This is a genomic window from Streptomyces sp. NBC_00885 (genome assembly GCF_045207475.1).
Classification (GTDB): Bacteria; Actinomycetota; Actinomycetes; order Streptomycetales; family Streptomycetaceae; genus Streptomyces.
On sequence record NZ_CP108796.1, the window covers coordinates 3,955,966 to 3,978,330 of the forward strand.

19 protein-coding genes are annotated in these 22,365 nt (G+C 70.8%); 1 reads left to right on the plus strand and 18 read right to left on the minus strand.

Translation table 11 applies throughout. From position 1 onward, the window contains the following. Nucleotides 1-122 precede the first annotated feature (122 nt). The 17 genes from kynU to clpB form a co-directional block, all read right to left on the minus strand. Entirely contained in the window at nt 123-1,316 is a 1,194-nt protein-coding gene (gene kynU, locus OHA61_RS17880) for a kynureninase (RefSeq protein WP_406303865.1), read from the minus strand. After that, the gene (locus OHA61_RS17885) at nt 1,309-2,130 is read right to left on the minus strand and encodes a tryptophan 2,3-dioxygenase family protein (protein ID WP_389372973.1); all 822 of its coding nucleotides are present in this window, start codon (nt 2,128-2,130) and stop codon (nt 1,309-1,311) included. The genes kynU and OHA61_RS17885 overlap by 8 nt, the downstream gene beginning before the upstream one ends. Before the next feature lie 100 nt (nt 2,131-2,230). Then, nucleotides 2,231-3,124 (minus strand): DUF3152 domain-containing protein, encoded by an 894-nt coding sequence (locus OHA61_RS17890; RefSeq protein WP_406303866.1) that lies wholly within the window; start codon nt 3,122-3,124, stop codon nt 2,231-2,233. A 117-nt stretch (nt 3,125-3,241) separates the two neighbouring features. Continuing rightward, a complete protein-coding gene (locus OHA61_RS17895) occupies nt 3,242-3,655 on the minus strand; it encodes a DUF3151 domain-containing protein (RefSeq protein ID WP_406271245.1) in 414 nt (137 codons plus the stop codon). Between the two features lie 567 nt (nt 3,656-4,222). Then, complete coding sequence (locus tag OHA61_RS17900; RefSeq protein WP_406303867.1) at nt 4,223-5,704, minus strand: MFS transporter; 1,482 nt, start codon at nt 5,702-5,704, stop codon at nt 4,223-4,225. A gap of 27 nt (nt 5,705-5,731) precedes the next feature. Beyond that, a complete protein-coding gene (locus tag OHA61_RS17905; RefSeq protein ID WP_406303868.1) occupies nt 5,732-6,913 on the minus strand; it encodes a MalY/PatB family protein in 1,182 nt (393 codons plus the stop codon). 54 nt (nt 6,914-6,967) lie between these two features. Further along, the gene (fbaA, locus tag OHA61_RS17910; RefSeq protein ID WP_324982054.1) at nt 6,968-7,990 is read right to left on the minus strand and encodes a class II fructose-bisphosphate aldolase; all 1,023 of its coding nucleotides are present in this window, start codon (nt 7,988-7,990) and stop codon (nt 6,968-6,970) included. 225 nt (nt 7,991-8,215) lie between these two features. After that, nucleotides 8,216-8,755, minus strand: a complete 540-nt coding sequence (gene pyrE / locus OHA61_RS17915; RefSeq protein WP_406303869.1) for an orotate phosphoribosyltransferase — start codon at nt 8,753-8,755, stop codon at nt 8,216-8,218. Between the two features lie 36 nt (nt 8,756-8,791). Further along, complete coding sequence (locus OHA61_RS17920; protein ID WP_406303870.1) at nt 8,792-9,586, minus strand: aldose 1-epimerase; 795 nt, start codon at nt 9,584-9,586, stop codon at nt 8,792-8,794. 22 nt (nt 9,587-9,608) lie between these two features. After that, complete coding sequence (locus OHA61_RS17925; protein WP_406303871.1) at nt 9,609-10,502, minus strand: SRPBCC family protein; 894 nt, start codon at nt 10,500-10,502, stop codon at nt 9,609-9,611. 73 nt (nt 10,503-10,575) lie between these two features. Beyond that, complete coding sequence (locus OHA61_RS17930; RefSeq protein WP_406303872.1) at nt 10,576-12,171, minus strand: polyamine aminopropyltransferase; 1,596 nt, start codon at nt 12,169-12,171, stop codon at nt 10,576-10,578. Between the two features lie 53 nt (nt 12,172-12,224). Next, on the minus strand, nt 12,225-12,743 hold the full coding sequence (locus OHA61_RS17935; protein WP_266480028.1) for a DUF2617 family protein: 519 nt from the start codon (nt 12,741-12,743) through the stop codon (nt 12,225-12,227). Between the two features lie 343 nt (nt 12,744-13,086). After that, complete coding sequence (locus OHA61_RS17940) at nt 13,087-13,332, minus strand: hypothetical protein (RefSeq protein WP_406303873.1); 246 nt, start codon at nt 13,330-13,332, stop codon at nt 13,087-13,089. Between the two features lie 330 nt (nt 13,333-13,662). Continuing rightward, nucleotides 13,663-16,320: a SpoIIE family protein phosphatase gene (locus OHA61_RS17945; RefSeq protein ID WP_406307391.1), complete on the minus strand. Its 2,658-nt coding sequence runs from the start codon at nt 16,318-16,320 to the stop codon at nt 13,663-13,665. 153 nt (nt 16,321-16,473) lie between these two features. After that, nucleotides 16,474-17,607, minus strand: coding sequence for an aminotransferase class I/II-fold pyridoxal phosphate-dependent enzyme (locus OHA61_RS17950; RefSeq protein ID WP_406303874.1), 1,134 nt, complete (start codon nt 17,605-17,607; stop codon nt 16,474-16,476). A gap of 247 nt (nt 17,608-17,854) precedes the next feature. Then, on the minus strand, nt 17,855-18,400 hold the full coding sequence (locus tag OHA61_RS17955) for a YbjN domain-containing protein (protein WP_324979451.1): 546 nt from the start codon (nt 18,398-18,400) through the stop codon (nt 17,855-17,857). A gap of 115 nt (nt 18,401-18,515) precedes the next feature. Beyond that, a complete protein-coding gene (clpB, locus tag OHA61_RS17960; RefSeq protein WP_406303875.1) occupies nt 18,516-21,134 on the minus strand; it encodes an ATP-dependent chaperone ClpB in 2,619 nt (872 codons plus the stop codon). Nucleotides 21,135-21,257: 123 nt separating this feature from the next. Here clpB and OHA61_RS17965 point away from each other — a divergent pair, with 123 nt between their 5' ends. Next, the gene (locus OHA61_RS17965; protein WP_406303876.1) at nt 21,258-21,662 is read left to right on the plus strand and encodes a pyridoxamine 5'-phosphate oxidase family protein; all 405 of its coding nucleotides are present in this window, start codon (nt 21,258-21,260) and stop codon (nt 21,660-21,662) included. A 148-nt stretch (nt 21,663-21,810) separates the two neighbouring features. Here the strand turns inward: OHA61_RS17965 and OHA61_RS17970 are convergent, their stop codons facing one another. Beyond that, on the minus strand, nt 21,811-22,131 hold the full coding sequence (locus OHA61_RS17970; RefSeq protein WP_142214562.1) for a (2Fe-2S)-binding protein: 321 nt from the start codon (nt 22,129-22,131) through the stop codon (nt 21,811-21,813). Nucleotides 22,132-22,365 lie beyond the last annotated feature (234 nt).

Below are 22,365 nucleotides of genomic sequence, written 5' to 3' on the forward strand. Positions count from 1 at the left end.
GGTGTGGGGCTCGGCCGTATGCGGCCTTCGGCCGCATGTCCTCAATCGCCGGACGGGCTGAAGCTCAGCCCGTCCGGCGATTGAGGCGCGGGGGTCCGGGGGCAGCGCCCCCGGGAAAACCCTCAGCCCGCCAGAACCTCCGCCAGGACCGCCGCCGCTCGCTCCGCATCGCCGAAGCCCACGTACAGCGGTGTGAACCCGAAGCGCAGCACGTCCGGCCGGCGCAGATCCCCCACCACGCCCCGCGCGATCAGCCGCTCCATCACCGCGGGCGCGTCCGCGCACCGCAGCGCGACCTGGCTGCCGCGCGCGGCGTGCTCGACCGGTGTCAGCGAGGCGATCGTCCCCTCGGGCACGTACGCCTCGACGCACTCCAGGAAGAAGTCCGTCAGCGCCAGACTCTTCGCCCGTACGGAATCGATCGAGACCCCGTCCCACACATCCAGCGCCGCCTCCAGCGCCAGCATGGACAGGATGTCCGGCGTCCCGACCCGCCCCCGGACCGCGCCGGGTGCCGCCTCGAAGCCGGGCGTCATCGCGAACGGGTCCACGTGGGAGTTCCAGCCCGGCAGCGGGGAGTCGAACGCCGCCTGGTGCCGCTCGGCGACGTACAGATACGCCGGCGAACCCGGCCCGCCGTTCAGGTACTTGTACGTGCAGCCGACCGCCAGGTCCACGCCGTGTTCGTCCAGGCCGACCGGCAGCGCGCCCGCGCTGTGGCAGAGGTCCCAGACCGCGAGGGCGCCCGCCTCGTGGATCGCCCCGGTGAGCGACGGCAGGTCGTGGAGGCGGCCGGTGCGGTAGTCGACATGGTTGACCAGCGCGACCGCCGTGCTCGGCCCGAGCGCGGAGGCCAAGTCCCCGGGGGCGACGGGCACCAGGCGCTTGCCCGTCATCCGGGCCGCCGACTCGGCGATGTAGCCGTCCGTCGGGAACGTCGTCGCGTCGACCACGATGTCCGTACGGGAGTCGTCCCCGCACAGCCGTACCGCCCCGACAACCGCCTTGAAAACGTTGACACTTGTGGAGTCGCCGACCACCACCTGCCCCGGCCCCGCCCCCACCAGCGGCGCGATCCGGTCACCGATCCGCTCGGGCGCGGTCCACCAGCCGCTCTCGTCCCAGGAGCGGATCCGCAGCTCGCCCCACTGCCTGCTCACCACATCCGCGACCCGCGCGGGTACGTGCGCGGGCAGCGCGCCCAGCGAGTTCCCGTCCAGATAGACCGTCTCGTCGAGCGCGAACAGCTTGCGCGCACCGGCCAGCTCGTCGGCGGCGTCGAGCGCCGCGGCCCTGTGGGCCAGTGACTCAGACATGGCTGCGCGCCGTCCACAGCTCCGGGAAGACGTTCTTGCGGGCGCGCTTCTCCAGCCAGGCAACCCCGGCCGAACCGCCCGTTCCCGCCTTCGAGCCCATGGCCCGCCGCGTCGCCACCAGGTGGTCGTTGCGCCAGCGCCACACCAGCTCGCCGACATCGGTCAGGGCCTCGCCGATACGGACCATGTCGCTGTCCTGGTCCTCGCCGCCGTACACCGCGGCCCAGACCTTCTCGACCTCCTCCGACGGCTCGTACTTCTGCGACAGGTCCCGTTCCAGGACCGAGGAAGGCACCGGCAGCCCGCGCCGGGCGAACAGCCGCAGCACCTCGTCGTACAGGCTCGGCTCGTGCAGAGCCTTCTCCAGCTCGGCGTGCACGCGCGGCGCGCCCCGGTGCGGCACCAGCATCGACGCCGACTTCTCGCCGAGCAGGAACTCCATCCGCCGGTACATCGCCGACTGGAAGCCGGAGCCTTCGCCCAGGGCGCTGCGGTACGCGTTGAACTGCGCCGGCGTCAGGTGCGCCAGTGGCTTCCAGGAGGCGTTGAGCGATTCGAGCTCGTACGTGCTGCGCTTCAGGGCGGCGAGTGCGACGGGCAGATCGTCCTCGCGCAGGGCGCGCGCCGCCGTCTCCCACTCATGGACGATGACGGTGAACCACAGCTCCATCACCTGCGTGGTGACCAGGAAGACCATCTCTCCCGGATCGTCCGAGAGCGTCTTCTGGAGGTGGGTGAGAACGTCCGCCTGGACATAGTCCTCGTACGGAGTGGTGCCCGCGAAATCCAGATTCGGGGCCGCGTCATGTGACATCGCTGTCTCCTCGACGTGTCCGGGTAGCGGTCCGCCCCTTCCTGTTGGCACGGGAGCCCCGGTCCCCACCGGCATCATAAGCCGACGTTCGTTTCACGGGTCAGAGCTCCGGGCCTGTGATGTACGTCCCGTCCTCGTCGTAAGGCCAGGCATTGGAACGGCAGCCGTCCAGCCCCTTGATCTGCTGCATCATCACCGGCGCGAGCTTTCCGGGGCCCCCGCAGCCCAGGTGTCGGCGGAGGCCGATCTCGTGCCCGACCTCATGGTTGATGATCAGATGCCGGTACTCGGCGGGCGTGCCCTTGAAGGTCGGCGAGCCCAGCACCCAGCGGCGGAGATTCACCACGACACCGTCGGCGGTCTCGCAGTTCAGCTCGCCGTGGGTGTCGAGGCCCTGCTGGAGACAGAGGCTGTCGGCGGTGGCCGGGGTGGCGATCCTGATCACGAAATCGGCGTCGGCCTCGGACTCGACGAGCTGGAAGGAGCCCCGGCCGTGCGCGCCCCAGCCGCGCGGATGGGCGAGTATCTGCTCGATCTCGGCGGCGGCGTCCTTCGCGGGGATGTCGACGCCGTCCTCGACCTGGACGCGGTAGCGCCGCAGCGTGCCCGAGCCGGACGGGCGGCCCGCGCCGCGGGCGGTCGTGAAGGTGCCCGCACCCGAGACCGGGACCTTGGCGGACGGCTTCTGCTTCGTGGGCGGCTCGGCGGCCGGCGGGCGGTGTCTCGAGGGGGCCGAGGGGGTGGTGCGCGGCCCGGGGTCGGCGGCCTCAGGATCGATGGCCTCAGGATCGACGGCCTCGGGGCTCTGTGACGGCGGAAGGAGCGGCCGGACGGTGTCCTGGGCGGCCCCGGTCACGGCTTGTTCCCTTCCCTGCCAGTGGGCGAGGGCCGCGCCGCCGCCGAGTGCGAGGACGGCGAGGGCGGCGGCGAGCGGGAGTATGCGGAGGAGCCGGCGGCGGGAATCCTTGCGACGGGCGTCGGCGCGCTTGCCCAAAACAGACCCCTCCCCAGCGGTACCGGTGTGCGGGCGGACAGGCCGAAGGCCCGCTCCCACGATCAAGACAGGGGATACGGGCCTTCGGTTCCATGATCAGCGCAGCGTGTCCGCGCCTCAGCTCAGCGTGTCCGCCGCGGTCTGGGAGGAGTCCCGCAGGAACGTCGAGCAGCGCTCGTACTCCTCCTGCTCCCCGATCGCCTGCGCGGCGCGGGCCAGCGCGTGCAGGGCCCGCAGGAAGCCCCGGTTCGGCTCGTGCTCCCACGGCACGGGGCCGTGGCCCTTCCAGCCACTGCGCCGGAGCGCGTCGAGGCCGCGGTGGTAGCCGGTGCGGGCGTATGCGTACGACTCCACGACGCGCCCGTTCTCGAAGGCGTCGTCGGCGAGCCGGGCCCAGGCCAGCGAGGAGGTCGGGTACTTGGCGGCGACCTCGGCGGGCGCCGTCCCGGCCGCGAGCAGCTCACGCGGCTCGGGCTCGTCGGGCAGGTGGGTCGGGGGCGGTCCCCCGAGGAGGTTTTCATGGATGGACATGGCCCAAGTGTCACAGGTCCCCACGAGATCCGCGGCGGGGGCGCGGTGGGGTGCGGTTCTGCGCGGTCCGGGGTGCCCGGTGCGGTGGGGCGCGGGTCTTGGGCGGTCCGGGGTGCCCGGTGCCGCGGGTGCGGGTCCGGGGTTCGCCCGCGAAACCACCCACTGGACAGCAACCACCAACGCCCCCTGGCCCACGCCCACCACGACCGCTGGAAACGCGGGGACGACCCTGCACCGCCCCTCCCCAAGCCGAGGTGCCGGGGTGGGCGGGTTCGCCGCATCTCCTGCTCCGCGGCGGAGCCGCCGGAGCCCCGGGGGTGTGGGGGCGTCCGCCCCCACTTACTCCCCTCCCTCAAGGGGTCCGGGGCGGAGCCCCGGTTGCGGGATGGGGGTACCTCCCACGGCCGCCAAGCCGTAGGGGGAGGGCGGGGTGGGGAAAGGCCCCGCGCAGCGGCCACCCCCGCACCCCGCGGCGGGCTCGCACCGCGGACGCCAAGCCCCGAGCCCCGCGGCGCCGGGCCACAACGCGACCCGCACCCGGACCGCCGGCAGCCGCGCAGCCCCGGCTCAGGGCCCCGCGGACCCCGTCGCCCCTTCTTCCGCCTGTTCCAGCGGTGGCGCCGAGACCCCGCAGTTCACCCGGCACTGCGGCCGCGCCCGCGCCAGGACGTCCGCCGGTGCCGGCCTGCGTACCGTCGTCCACGCGATCAGCGCGCCCAGCACCAGCACCCCCGCACACATCGGCATCGCCCGCCGGAACGTCTCCCCGAACTGCTCCGCCGAGCGGTACGCCTCCGGCCCCATCCCCGCCAGCAGCGGCAGCGCCGCCACCGCGAGCAGTCCGGCCGCTCGGGCGGCCGCGTTGTTGATACCGCTGGCGAGCCCCGCCCGCGCGGTCTCCACGGACGACAGGACGGTCGCGGTCAGCGGCGCGACCAGCGTCACCATGCCCAGGCCCATGACCATCATGGCGGGCAGCACATCGCGTACGTACGAGGCGTCCTCGCCCACGCGCAGCATCAGCAGCATCGCGCCCGCGCACAGCAACGGGCCCACGGTGAGCGGGATGCGCGGGCCGATCCGCTCCCCCAACTCGCCCGATCTCGCGGAGAAGAGCAGCATCAGCACCGTCGTGGGCAGCAGCGCGGTCCCCGCGCCGAGCGCCGAGTAACCCGCCACCACCTGGAGTTGCAGGGCGGTTAGGAAGAAGAAGCCGGCGAAGGCCGCGTACACGCACACCGTCACCAGATTGGCCGCGGTGAACTGCCGCGAGGCGAAGATCGACGGCGGCAGCATCGGATCGGGCCGCGAGCGCTCGACGAGTACGAACGCGATGCCGACCACCACGCCCGCGACGCCCGCCCACACCTGCGGTGCGATGAGCCCGTACGTGATCAGCGCCAGCGCCGCCGCGCCGAGCACGGCCCCCAGTACGTCGAACCGGCCGTGCGCCTGCGGGTCGCGCGACTCCGGAACATGCCGCAGCGCGACGGGTACACACAGCGCGGCCAGCGGCACATTGATCAGGAACACCCAGCGCCAGCCGGGCCCGTCGACGAGCCAGCCGCCGAGGAACGGGCCGACCGCCGCGCCGACGCCGCCGAATCCCGACCACAGCCCCACCGCACGCGCCCGGTCGTCCGGGTGGAAGCTTGCCTGGATCAGCGACAGCGACCCCGGGGTGAGCAGCGCCGCGCCGACGCCTTGCAGGGCACGCGCGGCCACCAGGAGAACGTCGTTGGGTGCGAGGCCGCACAGCAGCGAGCCGATGGCGAACCAGATGACGCCGAGGATGAAGATCTTCCGCCGCCCGTAGCGGTCGCCGAGCGACCCGCCGAGCAGGATCAGACCGGCCAGGGTGAGCGTGTAGGCGTTGACGGTCCACTGGAGGACCGCCATGTCGGCGTTGAGGTCCTCACCGATGCGAGGCAGTGCGACATTGACGACCGTGGAGTCCAGCAGCGCCATGCTGGACCCGAGCACGGTCGTCAGAATCACCCAGCGGCCGGTGGCGGTGGAAAGCCTGATCTCGCCCGGGGCTCTGTCCATACCCGGATCATCCCAGCCGCCACCGGCTCAGACGAGTCGGTGGAGGGCACGGATCAGGGCGTCCACACCCCGCTCCGCCTTGGCGCGCGGGCAGCCGACGTTGAACCGTACGAAGCCCTCGACCCCGTATGTGGTGCCGGGCATGATCGCGACCTTCTCGCGCTGGATCAGCTCGCGCTGCAGCACCGCGTCGTCGATGCCCAGCGCCCGCAGATCGATCCAGGCGAGATAGCCCGCCTGCGGCGGCTGCCAGCCGAGCTCGGGGAAGGCGGAGCCCAGCCGTTCGGCGACCATGCGCAGATTCCCCGCCACATACGTGCCGAGCTCGTCCAGCCACGGCCCGCCCTCGCGATACGCGGCGATGTGCGCCGTCAGCGACAGCACGGCCGGCGAGGCGAGCCCTTCGCCGGTCTGCATCCGGCGCAGAAACGCCGCATGGTCGTCCGGGTCGCCGATGATCCCGTACGAGCCGCTCAGCGCCGGGAAGTTGAAGGCCTTGGTGGCCGAGGTGATCAGCGCCCAGCGGCCCGCTCCGAACCGCGTCCACGGCAGATGGCGCTGCCCGTCCGTCACGAAACCGGGGTGGACGAAGTCGGCGTGTATCTCGTCGCTGACGACGGCGACGTCGTACGCGGCCGCCAGCCGGGCCGTCTCGGCCAGCTCGGCCCCGGTCCACACCCGTCCTGTGGGGTTGTGGGGCGAGCAGAGAACGAGCACCTTGCTGTCGGCGCGGGCGAGCTGCCGCTCCAGTGCGGCCATGTCACCGACCGGCACCCCGCGCAGCTCCCGCCCGAGGCCCGATATCGCCTTCAGGAAGCCGTCGTACGTCGGGGTGTGGACGACGACCCCGTCGCCCGGATCGGACCACATCCGCAGCAGCTGGGAGAGCTGGTTGAGCACGGACGGCCCGTAGACGACCCGTCCGGTGTCGATCTCGGTGTCGTAGCGGCTGCTGAACCAGTGCGCCACGGCGGACAGAAAGTCCTCGTGCCGCCAGTCGGTGTAGCCGAAGACACCGTGGGCGACCCGGCGCTGGAGCGCTTCGAGGACCTCGGGCGGGGAGGTGAAGTCCATGTCGGAGATGGTGAAGGGCAGCAGCCCGTCAGCGCCGAAGCGGTCGGCGACCCCGTCCCACTGGATGCACCAGGTGCCGCGCCGGTCGACGGGGGTGTCGAAGTCATAGCTCACGATGAGTCCCTCCCGGGGCATGCCGCGGGCCCGGCACCCCGCGAGGGGGTGCCGGGCCCGGCGTGCGGACGTCGTTTACTTGAGCTTGGTGCCCGTGGAGCGCAGGGCCGCGCAGGCCTCGGCCACACGCTTGGCCATACCGGCCTCGGCGGCCTTGCCCCAGGTGCGCGGGTCGTAGGTCTTCTTGGAGCCGACCTCGCCGTCGACCTTCAGCACACCGTCGTAGTTCTTGAACATGTGGTCCGCGACGGGGCGGGTGAAGGCGTACTGGGTGTCGGTGTCGAGGTTCATCTTCACGACGCCGTTCTCCAGCGCGGTGGCGATCTCCTCGGCCGTGGAGCCGGAGCCGCCGTGGAAGACGAAGTCGAACGGGTCGGCCTTGCCGTACTTGGCGGCGACACCGGCCTGCAGGTCCTTCAGCAGCTCGGGGCGGAGCACGACGTTGCCCGGCTTGTAGACGCCGTGGACGTTGCCGAACGAGGCGGCCAGCAGGTAGCGGCCCTTCTCGCCCAGGCCGAGCGCCTCGGCGGTGCGCAGCGCGTCCTCGACCGTGGTGTACAGCTCGTCGTTGATCTCGTGGGTGACGCCGTCCTCCTCGCCGCCGGTCGGGGTGATCTCGACCTCGAGGATGATCTTGGCGGCGGCGGCCTGCGCCAGCAGCTCCTGGCCGATGGCCAGGTTGTCGGCGAGGGTTTCGGCCGAGCCGTCCCACATGTGCGACTGGAACAGCGGGTTCTGGCCCTGGGCCACGCGCTCGGCCGAGACGGCGATGAGCGGACGGACATAGCCGTCGAGCTTGTCCTTGGGGCAGTGGTCCGTGTGCAGGGCGACGGTGATGTCGTACTTGGCGGCGACGATGTGCGCGAACTCGGCCAGCGCGACCGCTCCCGTGACCATGTCCTTGTTGTGCTGGCCGCCCAGGAACTCGGCGCCACCGGTCGAAATCTGGATGATGCCGTCGCTCTCGGCCTCCGCGAAACCGCGCAGCGCAGCGTGCAAGGTCTGGGACGAGGTCACATTGATGGCCGGGTAGGCGAACTTGCCTGCCTTCGCCCGGTCGAGCATCTCGTTGTAGACCTCGGGAGTCGCGATGGGCATGTGTCCGCTCCTTGTGATGTGCGGGTGTGTGGTGCTGGCCCTGACCTGGGGGCGACGTCATCGTCGCGGCCTATCTTTCCAGACTCTTGGCGCGGCTCCACCCTGTGTGCGCCGTGGGCCTGCGCGAGGGGCCGACTGTTTCACGTGAAACAGTCGGCCCCTCATCATCACTGCAGGTCAGAGACCCTCTCGCGACCCAGGTCACGAGTTGCTCGCGGACAGGTCTCAGGCGAGACCGAGCTCGTCGAGCGAGTAGGCGTTGACATAGGGCAGCCCGGCCTCGGCGATGGCCGGCGCGGCCCCCCGCTCGACGATCACGGCGACCGCGACGACCTCACCGCCCGCCGCGCGTACCGCCTCGACGGCGGTGAGCGGCGAACCGCCTGTGGTCGAGACGTCCTCGACGACGAGGCAGCGGCGGCCCTTGACGTCGGTGCCCTCGATCCGGCGCTGCATGCCGTGCGCCTTGCCCGTCTTGCGTACGACATAGGCGTCGAGCCGCTGCCCGCGCGCCGCCGACGCATGCAGCATCGCGGTGGCCACGGGGTCGGCGCCCAGGGTCAGCCCGCCCACGCAGTCGTAGTCCAGGTCGGCGGTGGCATCGAGCATCACCTGTCCGACCAGCGGCGCGGCCTCGCCGTCCAGCGTGATCCGGCGCAGATCGATGTACCAGTCGGCCTCAATGCCCGAGGAGAGGGTCACTTTGCCGTGCACCACGGCCTTGTCCTTGATCTGCTGGAGCAGCTCACCACGTACGTCAGTCATGCCCGCCAGCTTAGGTCTTGCCCAGCCGGACAAGACCTACAGGCGCCGCCACGTCCAGGTCGTCGCGATCTCCAGGGGCTCGATCGGAGTGACGAGCTGAGGGTGGGTGTTGAGACCGTTGGGCGGGCCGGACTGCGGTTCCACGCAGACCGCCTCCGCCTGTTCGTCGTAGATCACGACCCATTCGGCGCGACTGGCCACGGTCAGCTCCAGCTGCTGGGGCCAGGTGAGGGTGACCGAGACCCCGTCGGGCATCCCGAAGCAGTCGTCCCAGGGCCCGGGCCGGGGCGCGATGCGCTGCCCGGTCGGCAGATGGTCCCCACCGCGCTGCTCCTGCCACGCGGCACTGAAGTCCACGCGTGCGTCCTCGCCGCTTCCGAGGTTGCGCCGGAACCAGGGGTGCCAGCCGGCCTGGGCCGGAAAGGAGGTGTCGTACGTCTCGATGCCCATCGCGAGCGTCAGCGAGTCCTCGGCCAGCTCGAAGGTCTGGGTGACACGTCCGGTGTACGGCCAGGGCTCGGCGAGGTCGTATGTGAAGGACGCCTCGCTCTTGGCCGTACGGGCGGTGCGCCAGGCGGTGTCGCGGCCGGTGCCGTGGATGGCGTGCGGCGGGGAGTTGAGCGGCAGTTGATGCGCGACATCGCCGTTGTGGAACAGGCCGTTCCTGACGCGGCCGCACCAGGGGACCATCGGAAAGCACCCGTACCGCTCGCCCTGGCGCAGCACCTCGGTGCCGCCGATGCTCAGGCTTGCGACACGGCAGCCATTCTGCGGACTGACGGTCAACTCGACGTCTCCGGCGGCCAGCCGGACGCTCTCTTCGCTACTCACACCACGACAGTACTGGCGGTGACTACTTGCGGCGGCGCAGCGCCCGGCCGACGACCACGGCGGAGGCGAGCGCGAGGGCGGCGGCGGGCGCGATCCAGCGCAGGGTGGCCGCGGCGGTACCGGCGTCGGGGGCGGGCGTGGGGGCGTAACGCCCGCGCGGCGGGGCGTGGTCGACCTCTTCGGCGCTGCGCCCGATCATGGTGCGGCGGGCGTGCGCCGCCTCGGCGGGAGGCTCGTCGGGGATGACGGGAAGCTCGTGCAGTTCGCCGAACTCCTCCGGCTCTTCGGGTCCGTCCACCTGTGCCTCGCCCTCGTCGAAATCGACCGCGTCGAACTCCTCCTCGGCGGCGGGGTCGAGGGAGGGCGGCGGCACGGGCGCATCGAGCACGGACGGCGCGGCATCCTCGTCCTGCTCCTCCACCGCCGTCTCACCCGCCGCCGCATCGTCGGCAGACGCGTCGTCGACCGGCGCGTCCTCGACCGCCGGGTCCTCCGCGGTCGTCGCGAGCCGGTCCGCGAAGCGGTCGAGGAGCCGGTGCGCGGCGGACGCCGTCGTCGCGTCCTCCAGCTCCGCCAGCCGGCCCTCGGCGCTCGACGTCCCCGTGAAGGTGAGCGTCGTGCCGCCCTCGGCGGGCTCCGGCCGGATCGTCAGGCTCACCTTCACCGAGCCGGTGCCGCGCGCCTCCACGCCGTCGCCCTCGACCGCGAAGACCTCGCCCCGTTCCACGATGCGCAGGGTGCCGCGGTAGGTGATCGTGTGCCCGCCGATCCGCACCTTCAGCCGGCCGGCCAGCGGGCCCGCGGACTCGTCCGCGTCCTGTTGGAGCCCAGGCACACAGCGGGCGACCCGGACGGGGTCCCTCAGTGCCTTTCGGACGGTCTCTGCCGGAACCGGAACGAACACCTCATGCTCCATGGGAGCCGAGCCTACTCAGACGCGCCCGCCACGTCTGCGTTTCGGTCCGTGTACGGCTCACTCGATACACCGCTCAGTCGGTGTACCGCGGGTGCAACAGCGTGGAGGGCGGCAGATCCGGCAGCCTCGTACGCTCCGCACACCAGGCCCCGGCCGCCAGCCCGGACGCGTCCAGCGCCCGCAGCCGCGGCGCCGAGGAGGCAAGCCCGAGCTGCGGCGCCCACCCCACGGCCGCCAGCAGGAAGCCCCAGCCGCGCGGCACGGCCGCCGCCCGGCCCGAGCGCCCGGCCCGGTGCGCGAAACCGGCGAGCGGCCCGGTGGCACAGTACGGACGGGTCCGGAACCCGGCGGCCCGCAGCGTCGCGTCGACCGTCCAGAAGGTGCGCGGGCCCGAGTCCGGCCGCCCCGCGTGCACGACGAGCCGCCCGCCGCCCGTCAGGACCCGCGCGGCAAGTCCGTAGAACTCCTGGGAGTAGAGCTTCGTGCTGCGTGTGATGCCCGGGTCGGGCAGGTCCGAGATCACCACGTCGTATGTCCCGCGCGGCACGCGCAGCCAGGTGAAAGCGTCAGCGATGACGACCCGCACCCGCGCGTCACGCAGGGCGTGCCCGTTCAGCGCGGCCAGCGCCGGGTCGCTGCGTGCCAGCCGGACGACGCCCGGGTCGAGTTCGACGACGGTCACCGACTCGACGTCCCGGTAGCGCAGCACCTCGCGCGCGGCCAGCCCGTCGCCCCCGCCCAGGATCAGCACCCGGGCGTGCGGCCCCAGCATCGCCGGGTGCACCAGCGCCTCGTGGTAGCGGTACTCGTCCCGCCCGCTGACCCGCAGCCGTCCGTCGAGGAAGAGATCCGGCGGCCCCGAACGGCTGCCGGTCAGCACGACCTCCTGGACGCCGGTGCGGACGGCGACGCGCACCTCGTCGCCGTAGACCGCCCGGCGTGCCGCCCGCTCGAAGTCGTCGGCCATGACGGTCGCGGTCGCCAGCACGGCGAGCACCGTCACATTGGCGACGAGCAGCCAGCCGCGCCAGCGCACCGTCAGATCCCGCCGGAACAGCCACAGCACGAGCGAGCCGCCCGCCACCGCATTGACGGCTCCCGTCAACAGCGCGCCCGTGAGCTGCCCCAGCCAGGGCAGCAGCAGAAACGGGAAGGCGAGCCCGCCGACCAGGGCACCCACATAGTCCGCGGCGAACAGGTCAGCGACCGTGCCCTCGGCGTCGCGCCGCGAGATGCGCTGGATCAGGGACATCAGCAGGGGGATCTCCGCGCCGATCAGCACCCCGATGGCCAGCGAGAAGCCCACCAGCACGAACCGGGACTCGCCGATCCAGGCGAAGGCGGCGTACAGCACCATCGCCGAGCAGCCGCCGACCAGGGCGAGCACCGTCTCCAGCACACCGAATCCGACCGCGGCCCGACAGCGCAGCCGCTTGGCGAGAAGCGAGCCGACACCCATGGCGAAGACCATCACCGACAGCACGACGGACGCCTGGGTGACGGAGTCGCCGATCAAATACGAAGCGAGCGCCACCAGTTCGAGCTCGTAGACAAGTCCGCAGGCGGCGCAGACGAAGACGGCGGTGAGCACCAGATACCGGCCGGCGTCGGGGCGCACGGGCAGCCGCACCGCACACGGGGGCGGTGAGGTCGGCGGCCGGTCGATCATGTTCGTAACGCTACGTCAGGGGTACGGTGCGGCTTGTCACCCACAAGGGTTCACTACAGCGTTGCAGGCATACGGGCACCGACCCGCGTTCGGGTGACTACGAGTTGGCCCTCCTGCGGATAGGCGTGCCATGTGCGCCACCGGACCTGGCCGTCGAGCCGCTGCGCGAGCATCGCCGTGAACGCGTGCGGTGATCCGGGAAAGGTTCCGGCCAGTCCATGGGGGTGATCGGCGACCAGTGCGAGGAGCTCTTGCGCGCGCCCGGCGAAGGAGCCGCTCGACAGCGTCTCGACGCGGGCAGCGAACTCGTACTCCCAGTCCCCGATCCGCTTGGCGACGCCGAGAGGGAGCGGGGTGCTGCTGCCCGGCATGCAGGCGACGGTCTCGGAGCAGCTGCCTTGTTCCTCCTCCAGCAGCACCTGGTGCGAGGCACCGAGCAGCCTCAACTGGAGCTTCGCTCCGGACAGTTCGAGGTCGAGGACGGCGAGGGCGGGCAGCGGCTCCCGGCCCAGCGCCCAGGCGAGGTCGTCGGCGCGGGTGTCTGTGTAGGCGGTATGGAGGGTCGTGAGCATGGGTCGGCTCCGCAAACACGCTTCGGCGGGTGGACACGTGGACCGGCAGCGCCCCTGAGGGGAGTTGAAGAAGATCCGGGAGGAGCGCCTGCTCGGGTCCACATCAGGTCCGAGGGCTGGATGGTTCCAACAAGGTTCCGACAGCGAGGGAATCATGAAGTAAGCGACGCTCACAGCATTTTTACCCAACTTGCAGGGGTTTCCATCCCCCCGGGGGCCTGACGGTTCAACTGTTCAACTACGAACGGCCACAAAGGTCACGTCGGAGATCATCAACAAGAAGGCACCCGGCGGGAGTTGCTCCGCCGGATGCCTTCAGTGGTCGCGAACCAGCTGCCCCGTGTCAGCTGCCTCCGCCACCGCATCCCCCGCCGCCCCCGCAGGACGAACCCCCGCCGCAGGAAGAGCCGCCCCCGCACGAGCCGCCGCCCGAGTCACCGCCACCGGCCCACCAGCTGCCGCCCCCCGCGGCGCCGCTCCGGCGCCCCCTGCCGCTCCCGGCCCGCTTGGCACCGGCGGCCATCGCGATGATCACGACGAACACGAACCCGATGATCAGAATCCCGATGAACGTCTGCACTGCACTCACCGTCCTTCCATCCCCCGAAGCGAGCTCCCCGCGTCGTCGCGTGACCGCTTCTTGCGTGTGAGGGGGATGCCCCCGGCCCCGGAAACCCAAAGCAGACTTGAGCAACTCCAGAGCTTCGCCGCGTCGTCACCGCGCAGGGGCCGGCGGACACCCCCGGAGCCGTGCCGTCTAGGTCCTGTCCGGTCGATCAGGCCGGATCAGTGAGCGGGGTCTGGTGCGGTGCATCGCAAGGCGGAGGATGGAGCCCACGCGGAGCGTAGGCGACTGACGACAACGCAGCGAGGTGCCGTGCCAGGGCACGCGAGCCCGGCAAGATCGGCCGGACAGGACCTAGACCGCGTAGTCGTCGCTCCCGTCGGACCGGGGCAGCGCCAGTTCAGCCCAGATGACCTTGCCCTCGGGGGTGTAGCGGGTGCCCCAGCGTTCGGCCATCTGCGCGACGAGGAACAGGCCGCGGCCTCCTTCATCCATCGTGGCCGCATACCGCAGATGGGGCGAGGTGCTGCTGCCGTCGGCCACCTCGCAGGTCAGGGTGCGATCGTGGAGCAGTTGCATCGTGACCGGCGCGGAGCCGTAGCGGATGGCGTTGGTGATCAGCTCGCTGAGCACCAGTTCCATGGCGAACGCGAGCTCGGACAGACCCCACTCGTCCAGCTTCTCGGCCACGGCGGCACGCATCCCTGCCACGGCGGCGGGATCCAGTGGCACGTCCCAGCAGGCGACGCGGTCGGGCGGGATCGCCCGGGTGCGGGCGATGAGCAGCGCCACGTCGTCCTTGGGCCGACTGGGCAGGAGGGCGTCCAGCACCGCCTGACAGCTCGCGTCCGGCGACCGGTCGGGATGGGACTCCAGGGCCTTGCGCAGCATCTCGATCCCCACGTCGATGTCCCGGGTGCGGTCCTCGATGAGCCCGTCGGTGTACAGGACGAGTTGCGTGCCCTCCGCCAGTTCCAGCTCGGCGGTCTCGAACGGCATACCGCCAAGTCCCAGCGGCGGCCCGGCCGGAAGATCGGGGAACGACACACTGCCGTCGAGGTGGACCAGCGCGGGCAGGGGGTGCCCGGCCCTCGCCATGGCGCAGCGGCGGGAGACGGGATCGTAGACCGCGTACAGACACGTGGCGCCCATGACCCCCGCACCCGCGGCCGCCCCCTCCTCCTCCTGGTCGATCCGCCCGACCACATCGTCGAGGTGGTTGAGGATTTCGTCGGGCGGCAGGTCGAGGGTGGAGAAGTTGTGCACCGCCGTGCGCAGCCGTCCCATCGTGGCGGCCGCGTGCAGGCCGTGGCCGACGACGTCCCCGACGACCAGCGCCACGCGAGAGCCGGGAAGCGGGATCACGTCGAACCAGTCGCCGCTCACGCCGGACAGCGCGGGCAGGTAGCGGTGGGCGACGTCGAGGGCGGTCTGCTCGGGCAGGGCCCGCGGCAGCAGGCTGCGCTGCAGGGCGACGGCCAGGGTGTGCTCACGGGTGAAGCGGCGGGCGTTGTCGATGCTGACCGCCGCCCGGGCGACCAGTTCTTCGGCCAGGGACAGGTCGTCCTCCTCGAACGGCTGGGGCTTCTCCGAGCGCCAGAAGTTGGTCATGCCGAGGATGACGCCCCGCGCCTGGAGGGGCACCGTGATGAGCGAATGGATGCCGTAGTCGACGATCATCCGTGTCCGCTCCGGGTCCTGGGCATGCCAGCCGGACGCGGCGGCCAGGTCGGGAACCAGCTCCGAGAGTCCGCTGCCGAGACCGCGTGCCTGTGGTGTGGAGGGGACGAAGTCGATCAGGCGGTCGAGTTCGTAGAGGGGATGGTCGTCCCGGATGCCGTGGACCGCGGTGCGGCGCATGTCCGCGCCCGTACCGTTCGGCTCCTCCCCTCGCAGGACCGGGTCGGCAAGATCGACGGTGACGAAGTCGGCGAACCGGGGGACCGCGACCTTCGCCAGTTCCTCGGCCGTACGCACCACGTCGAGGGTGGTACCGATGCCCAGACCGGCGTCGTACAGCAGTTTCAGCCGCTCGCGGGCCACCTCCGCCTTGCCGTACAGCGCCCGCAGCTCCGTGGAGTCACGCAAGGTCGCGACCGTCCCCTCGGGGCCACCGTGACTGTCCGTGGGCCGCTGGTTCACCGCAAGCAGCCGCTCCCCCGCCAGGTGCACCTCGTCCGTGGCCTCGCGGCCCGAGGTCAGGAGCTCCACCGTGGGGGGATCAAGGCTGGGCAGTTCCGAGATGTGCCGCCCCTCGGCGTCGGGAGGCAGGTCCAGCAGCCGTCTGGCCTCGTCGTTCGCGAGCAGCAGCTGACCGTCGTTGTCGACGATGAGCACTCCCTCGCGGACGGAGTGCAGCACGGCGTCGTGATGCTCGTACATACGGGTCATCTCGGCCGGGCCCAGACTGTGGGTCTGCCGCCGCAGCCGCCTGGTCACCAGCGCCGTCCCGCCTGTGGCAACGGCGAGCGCGGCTGCTCCGGCACCGAGGATGATCGGCAGCTGTCTGTCCACCACGCTGGTCACGTTCTTGACCTTCAGGCCGGCGGACACCAGGGCGACGACATTGCCCTTGAGGTCGTAGATGGGGACGGTCGCCTGTACCTCGTGGCCGAGCGGGCCATGGACACTCTCGGTGTACACGTGGCCGGCCAGCGAGGGCTCGATGGTGCCGACGAACCTCTTCCCGATCCGGCCCGGCTGGGGATGCGTGTAGCGGATCCCCTTGGTGTCCATCACCACGATGAAGTCGACACCGGCCGCCTTGCGCGCCACCTCGGTGAGGGGCTGCAGCACCTTGGAGGGATCAGGGGTCTTAAGCGCAGCCAGAACACCCGGTGAGTGCGCAAAGGTCTGCGCCACGGCAATGGAACGGCGCTTCGCCTCCCTGCTGCTGTCGTACCGGGACTGCAGCACAAGCGCGACCACCGCGGCCGCCACAAGCAGCACCACCACGGCCACCTGCAGGGTGAAGACCTGCCCCGCAACGCTCCGGGGGTGCTTGTCGGTCAGTGACCGAACCGGTGCGCTCCGGAATCGGTCGGAGCGTTTGACCACATTGCCTTTCTAACACCGCGAAGTGCTCTGCGGCCAAACATGCCCGGACCACGCCGCCCGGCGGGCGCGAGTGGCGGCCCTTCCGGGTGCGCCTCGGCCCGGCCGCGATCAGCGCGCGTTGATCAGCTGGTCGACGGCCTTGCGGATCGAGTCCTCGCGCTTGCAGAACGAGAAGCGGACCAGCCAGGCCGGAGCGTTCGCGCTCAGGTAGAACGCCGACGTCGGGATGGCCACGACACCCGCGCGCTCGGGCAGCTTCCGGCAGAACTCGACCCCGTCCTCGTAACCCCACGGCCGCACGTCCGCCTGCACGAAATAGCCGGCATCCGCACGGAAGGGCCGCAGTCCGGCCTTGGCCAGGCCGTCGCTCAGCAGGTCGCGGTTCGCGCGCAGCGTGTCCCGCAGACCGGCCGCCCATTCCTCCACCGAGCCCAGTGCCTGCGCCAGCGCTTCCTGGTACGGGGTACCCGAGGCGTACGTCAGGAACTGCTTGGCCGCGCCCACCGCGGCCACGAGCGGCGCGGGTCCGCAGACCCAACCGACCTTCCAGCCGGTCGTGTTGAAGGTCTTGCCCGCCGAGGAGACGACCACCGTGCGCTCCCGCATCCCCGGCAGAACGGCAATGGACCGATGGTGCGCGCCGTCGCTGTAGACGAGGTGTTCGTAGACCTCGTCCGTGATCACCGTCAGCGCGTGCTCACGGCACACATCCGCGACGGCTTCGAGCTCCTCGGCCCTGAAGACCATGCCCGTGGGGTTGTGCGGGGTGTTGAGGATCAGCACCCGGGTACGGGGGGAAACGGCCGCGCGCAGTGCGTCCACGTCGAGGGCGAACCCGTCGCCGTCCAGGACGAGGGGAACGGCGACCAGCCGGGCCCCGGCAAGGCGGGCGTCGGCAGCGTAGGCGTCGTAGCACGGGTCGAAGGCGATGACCTCGTCGCCGGGATCGCAGAGCGCCAGGAGGGCCGCGGCGAGGGCTTCCGTCGCGCCCGTCGTCACCAGCACCTCCCCCTGAGGCCGGTACTCGAGGCCGTACCGCCGCAGCTGATGAGCGGCGACAGCCTCGCGCAGGGCAGGGAATCCATGAGCCGGCGGGTACTGGTTGCTGCCCGCGAGCACCGCGTCCGCCACGCCCTTGAGCAGCGCGGGCGGACTGGCCAGCTCCGGCACCCCTTGCCCGAGATTCACGGCCCCGGTACTCCGCGCCAGCTCCGTCATCTCCGTGAAGATCGACGTGCCCATGCCATGTACCCGGGCCGCAGGACTCCATCCCGCCGAGCCCACGACGCCGCGCGTATCAGCCGTCCCTGCCGTGTTCATGCGATCCCGCTTTCCCGAGTGAGTCCATCAACCAGGAGATCCGGCCCTCACGATAGGCGTGAGCAGGCGCTGCGGCGGGCCGTCGCGCCGACAAAAGCCCGGCCGAGGGCGGCGGTCGTGGTGACCGTCGCACTGGCCGGGCTGTCGTTCGCCTGCGAGAGGTATCCGCTCAGGCCTCGTCGTCGGGCTTTTCGTCGGCGGGCTTCTCGTCCGCCGTCTCCAGACCGAGCTGCTCCGCGAGCCACTTGTCGAACTCGATGGCGGCACGGACCCAGCTGACCGTCGAGGAGACGAAGTGCTCCAGGCTGACGCCCGTGCCGATCAGCATCTGGGCCTCGCCGATGAGGCGGATGGTGGGGCCGTCCTCCTCTTCCTCGTGGAGGTGGGTGTAGACCTTGGGCCACAGCGTGCGGCGGTTCCAGTCGTCGACCGCGTCGAGGATCTTCGCCTTGTCCTCGACGGCGTGCGGACGGTCGTAGAAGGTCCGCACGGAGAAGACCTGCTGGTCGTCCTCGCCGCGGAACATGAAGTACGTACGGAATTCCTCCCACGGCGCCGCGAGGTCACCCTCGTCGTCGACGACGTACTTCAGTTCCATCTGGTCGAGGAGCTGCTTGACCAGGTCCTGGTCGGGAACGACGGGGCCCGCCGGTCCTGCGGCCTGAGGCTGGGGCTGGCCCCCGAAATTCGGAATCGAGGACGGATCGATGGTCACCGTGGATTTCCCTTCGTACGGTTCCTGCCATCCTCCCCCATCGCGGGCGGGGGCTGGCAACCCCCGCCCGACGGGTCCGCTCGTGGCGTAGTCCGAGCGACTCTTACGGCGGCCCTTACAGTGTCTTTCCGGCGGCCGGTCCGGTCTCGCCGGTGGCCGGTCCGACGATCAGGCCGTCCCCGAAACGGTCCACCCGCACGGTGTCGCCGTCCGTGATCTCGCCCGCGAGGATCTCCTTCGCGAGCCGGTCGCCGATCGCTCTCTGCACCAGGCGGCGCAGCGGGCGCGCTCCGTACGCGGGGTCCATGCCCTCGTCGGCCAGCCACTGCAGCGCGTCAGGAGTGACCTCCAGCGTCAGCCGGCGCTCGGCCAGACGCTTGGCGAGGCGGCCGATCTGCAGCTCGGCGATCCGGCTCAGCTCCTGCTTGCTCAGCGCGGAGAAGACCACCAGATCGTCGAGCCGGTTGAGGAACTCCGGCTTGAAGGAGGCCCGTACGACCTCCAGGACCTGCTGCTTCTTCTCCTCGTCGCCGGTCAGCGGCTCGACCAGATACTGGCTGCCGAGGTTCGACGTCAGGACCAGGATGGTGTTGCGGAAGTCCACCGTCCGCCCCTGGCCGTCGGTCAGCCGCCCGTCGTCGAGCACCTGCAGCAGGATGTCGAAGACCTCGGGGTGTGCCTTCTCCACCTCGTCGAGCAGGACGACGGAGTACGGGCGCCTGCGGACGGCCTCGGTGAGCTGGCCGCCCTCCTCGTAGCCGACATACCCCGGCGGGGCGCCGACGAGGCGGGCGACGGAGTGCTTCTCGCTGTACTCCGACATGTCGATACGGACCATCGCCCGCTCGTCGTCGAAGAGGAAGTCCGCTAGCGCCTTGGCCAGTTCGGTCTTGCCGACACCGGTCGGGCCGAGGAAGAGGAACGAGCCGGTGGGCCGGTCGGGGTCGGCGATCCCGGCGCGCGTCCTGCGTACCGCGTCGGACACGGCCTGGACGGCCTCGCTCTGGCCGATCAGCCGCTTGCCCAGCTCCTGCTCCATCCGCAGCAGCTTCTGCGTCTCGCCCTCAAGCAGCCGCCCGGCCGGAATACCGGTCCAGGAGGCCACCACATCGGCGATGTCGTCGGGGCCGACCTCCTCCTTGACCATGGTGTCCTTGGCGGCCTCCTGCTCCGCCTCGGAAGCCTCCTCCAGCTCACGCTCCAGGTCGGGGATCTCCCCGTACAGCAGCTTGGACGCGGTGTCGAAGTCGCCGTCGCGCTGGGCCCGTTCGGCCTGGCCGCGCAGCTCGTCGAGCTTCTCCTTGAGCTCACCGACGCGGTTGAGGCCCTGCTTCTCCTTCTCCCAGCGCGCCGTGAGACCGCGCAGCTCCTCCTCCTTGTCGGCGAGGTCGCGGCGCAGCTTCTCGAGGCGCTGCCTGGAGCCGGGGTCGGTCTCGTTCTTGAGCGCGAGCTCCTCCATCTTCAGCCGGTCCACGGCCCGCTGCAGCTCGTCGATCTCGACGGGCGAGGAGTCGATCTCCATCCGCAGCCGCGAGGCGGACTCGTCGACGAGGTCGATCGCCTTGTCGGGCAGGAAGCGCGAGGTGATGTACCGGTCGGACAGGGTTGCGGCGGCGACGAGCGCGCTGTCCGCGATCTGCACCTTGTGATGCGCCTCGTAGCGGCCCTTGAGCCCGCGCAGGATCGCGATCGTGTCCTCGACGGTCGGCTCGTCGACCAGCACCTGCTGGAAGCGCCGCTCCAGGGCCGCGTCCTTCTCGATCCGCTCGCGGTACTCGTCGAGCGTGGTGGCGCCGACCATGCGCAGTTCGCCGCGCGCCAGCATCGGCTTGAGCATGTTGCCCGCGTCCATGGCCGAGTCGCCGCCGGCGCCCGCGCCCACGACGGTGTGCAGCTCGTCGATGAAGGTGATGATCTGGCCGTCGCTCGCCTTGATCTCGGAAAGGACGGTCTTCAGCCGCTCCTCGAACTCACCGCGGTACTTCGCACCTGCGACCATCGCACCGAGATCCAGCGAGACGAGGCGCTTGTTCTTCAGGGACTCGGGGACATCGCCCTTGATGATGCGCTGCGCGAGCCCTTCGACGACGGCGGTCTTGCCGACGCCGGGCTCACCGATCAGCACCGGGTTGTTCTTGGTGCGGCGGGACAGCACCTGGACGACCCGGCGGATCTCCTGGTCCCGGCCGATGACCGGGTCGAGCTTGCCCTCGCGGGCGGCGGCGGTGAAGTCCGTACCGAACTTCTCCAGTGCCTTGTACTGCCCCTCGGGGTCGGGGGTTGTCACCCGGCGCCCTCCCCTTACCTTCTCGAACGCGTCCTGCAGCTTCTTCGCCGTGGCCCCCTGCCGGGCCAGCACCTCTCCGGCCTGCCCACCCTTGGCGGCGATGCCGATGAGCAGGTGCTCGGTGGACAGGTACTCGTCGCCCAGCTCCTCGGCCCGCCGGTCGGCGTCGGCGATGACCGCCAGCAGCTCCCGGTTGGGCTGGGGCGGGGCGACGGTCGAGCCGGTCACGCTGGGCTGGGCCGCGAGCACCCGCTCGGCCCCGGCGCGCACAGCCACCTGGTCCGCCTCGACGGCGGCCAGCAGATCGACGATGTTCTCGTTGTCCTCGCCCGCGAGCAGCGCGAGCAGCAGATGCGCGGGGGTCAGATCGGGATGCCCGGCGGACACCGCCCGACTGGTGGCGGCGTTGAGCGCATCCCGGCTCTTGTTGGTCAGCTCGGCGTCCACTGCGGTCTCTCCTCCTCGCTGGCAGGTGCCTTTTCCCTCACACTGACTGATTCAGCGTGCACAAAGTTGAGTCTATTCCACTCAACCTAGTGAACGGTAGCTGCCGCCGGTAGGTTCCGGGGCATGGCCATCGACCCGCGCAGCCCCGACGCGTCCTTCCTCACCTTCTGGCGTGAGTACCACATGTGCACACTGACGACCCCGCGCCAGGACGGCACCCCTCACGTCGTCGCGGTCGGCGTCACGTACGACCCGGAGGGCGGATTCGCGCGCGTCATCACCAACAAGCACAGCCACAAGGTCGCCAACATCCTGGCCGCGGGCCCGGACGGGGCGCCGGTCGCGGTCTGTCAGGTCGACAAGGGGCGCTGGGCGACCCTGGAGGGCCGCGCGAGGGTTCGTACGGAGCCCGAGCTCATCACGGACGCGGTGGAGCGTTACGCGGAACGCTACGGGCGCACACCGGCTCCGAATCCGGACCGGGTGCTGATCGAGATCGCCCTGACGCGGGCGATGGGCCGGGCCTAGAGCCGGGCTCACGTTTCCGTACCGGCCCCACCGGCTCTACCGGCCTTCCGTACGGGAAAAGCACAGCGGCGCCATCGCGTTTCAGGTCCACGATGGCGCCGCTGTGTGGGGGAAGCGCCTGAGCGATTTACAACGACGGGGGAACCGCTCAGGCACTGCGGGGGGTGGCGGTGGTGGTGTCGGGCTCGACCAACTGGTGATCGCGTTGATCGAGATTGACGAAAATCATGCCGTACCGGATGGCACAGCGGACGGGCTGCGGAGCTCCTCGGGGCCTGCGAAGGCACCGATACGCACGGACGTCTTCGTCCTCCTCGCGCGCCACGACGATCGGCTCTCCGAAGAGGGTGACCATCAACGAGTCGCCACGGTGGGGGATTGCCGTGACGAGGTCGATGAAATGCCACCCCGATCGATAAGCCGTAGCCATCTCACGCCGGAAGACCCGGTCGTCCGGTGGAACGGTCATGCGTCCGTGCGGGCCGGAGCGACACCCCATGAGGGCTCACCGGGCGTGCCCGCGGCGTCAGCCGGAGCGACACCCCATGAAGGCTCACCGGGAGCCAACGCGTCCGCCGGTGCCACGACGCCCCAGGAGGGCTCACCGGGCGTTCCGGCCACAGCGTCAGCGGGAGCGAAACCCCACGACGGTTCCCCAGGAGCTGCCGTCACCGCGCCGGCGGGAGAGCTACCCCAGGAGGGC

What these genes read in the sequence shown, in the direction of transcription:
- OHA61_RS17930 (WP_406303872.1), bottom strand. Translation starts at nt 12,171, where the DNA reads ATGATCGACCGGCCGCCGACCTCACCGCCCCCGTGTGCGGTGCGGCTG.
- fbaA (WP_324982054.1), bottom strand. Translation starts at nt 7,990, where the DNA reads ATGCCCATCGCGACTCCCGAGGTCTACAACGAGATGCTCGACCGGGCG.
- OHA61_RS17950 (WP_406303874.1), bottom strand. Translation starts at nt 17,607, where the DNA reads ATGGGCACGTCGATCTTCACGGAGATGACGGAGCTGGCGCGGAGTACC.
- OHA61_RS17925 (WP_406303871.1), bottom strand. Translation starts at nt 10,502, where the DNA reads ATGGAGCATGAGGTGTTCGTTCCGGTTCCGGCAGAGACCGTCCGAAAG.
- pyrE (WP_406303869.1), bottom strand. Translation starts at nt 8,755, where the DNA reads ATGACTGACGTACGTGGTGAGCTGCTCCAGCAGATCAAGGACAAGGCC.
- OHA61_RS17935 (WP_266480028.1), bottom strand. Translation starts at nt 12,743, where the DNA reads ATGCTCACGACCCTCCATACCGCCTACACAGACACCCGCGCCGACGAC.
- OHA61_RS17965 (WP_406303876.1), top strand. Translation starts at nt 21,258, where the DNA reads ATGGCCATCGACCCGCGCAGCCCCGACGCGTCCTTCCTCACCTTCTGG.
- OHA61_RS17895 (WP_406271245.1), bottom strand. Translation starts at nt 3,655, where the DNA reads ATGTCCATCCATGAAAACCTCCTCGGGGGACCGCCCCCGACCCACCTG.
- OHA61_RS17905 (WP_406303868.1), bottom strand. Translation starts at nt 6,913, where the DNA reads ATGCCCCGGGAGGGACTCATCGTGAGCTATGACTTCGACACCCCCGTC.
- OHA61_RS17885 (WP_389372973.1), bottom strand. Translation starts at nt 2,130, where the DNA reads ATGTCACATGACGCGGCCCCGAATCTGGATTTCGCGGGCACCACTCCG.
- kynU (WP_406303865.1), bottom strand. Translation starts at nt 1,316, where the DNA reads ATGTCTGAGTCACTGGCCCACAGGGCCGCGGCGCTCGACGCCGCCGAC.
- OHA61_RS17970 (WP_142214562.1), bottom strand. Translation starts at nt 22,131, where the DNA reads ATGACCGTTCCACCGGACGACCGGGTCTTCCGGCGTGAGATGGCTACG.
- OHA61_RS17900 (WP_406303867.1), bottom strand. Translation starts at nt 5,704, where the DNA reads ATGGACAGAGCCCCGGGCGAGATCAGGCTTTCCACCGCCACCGGCCGC.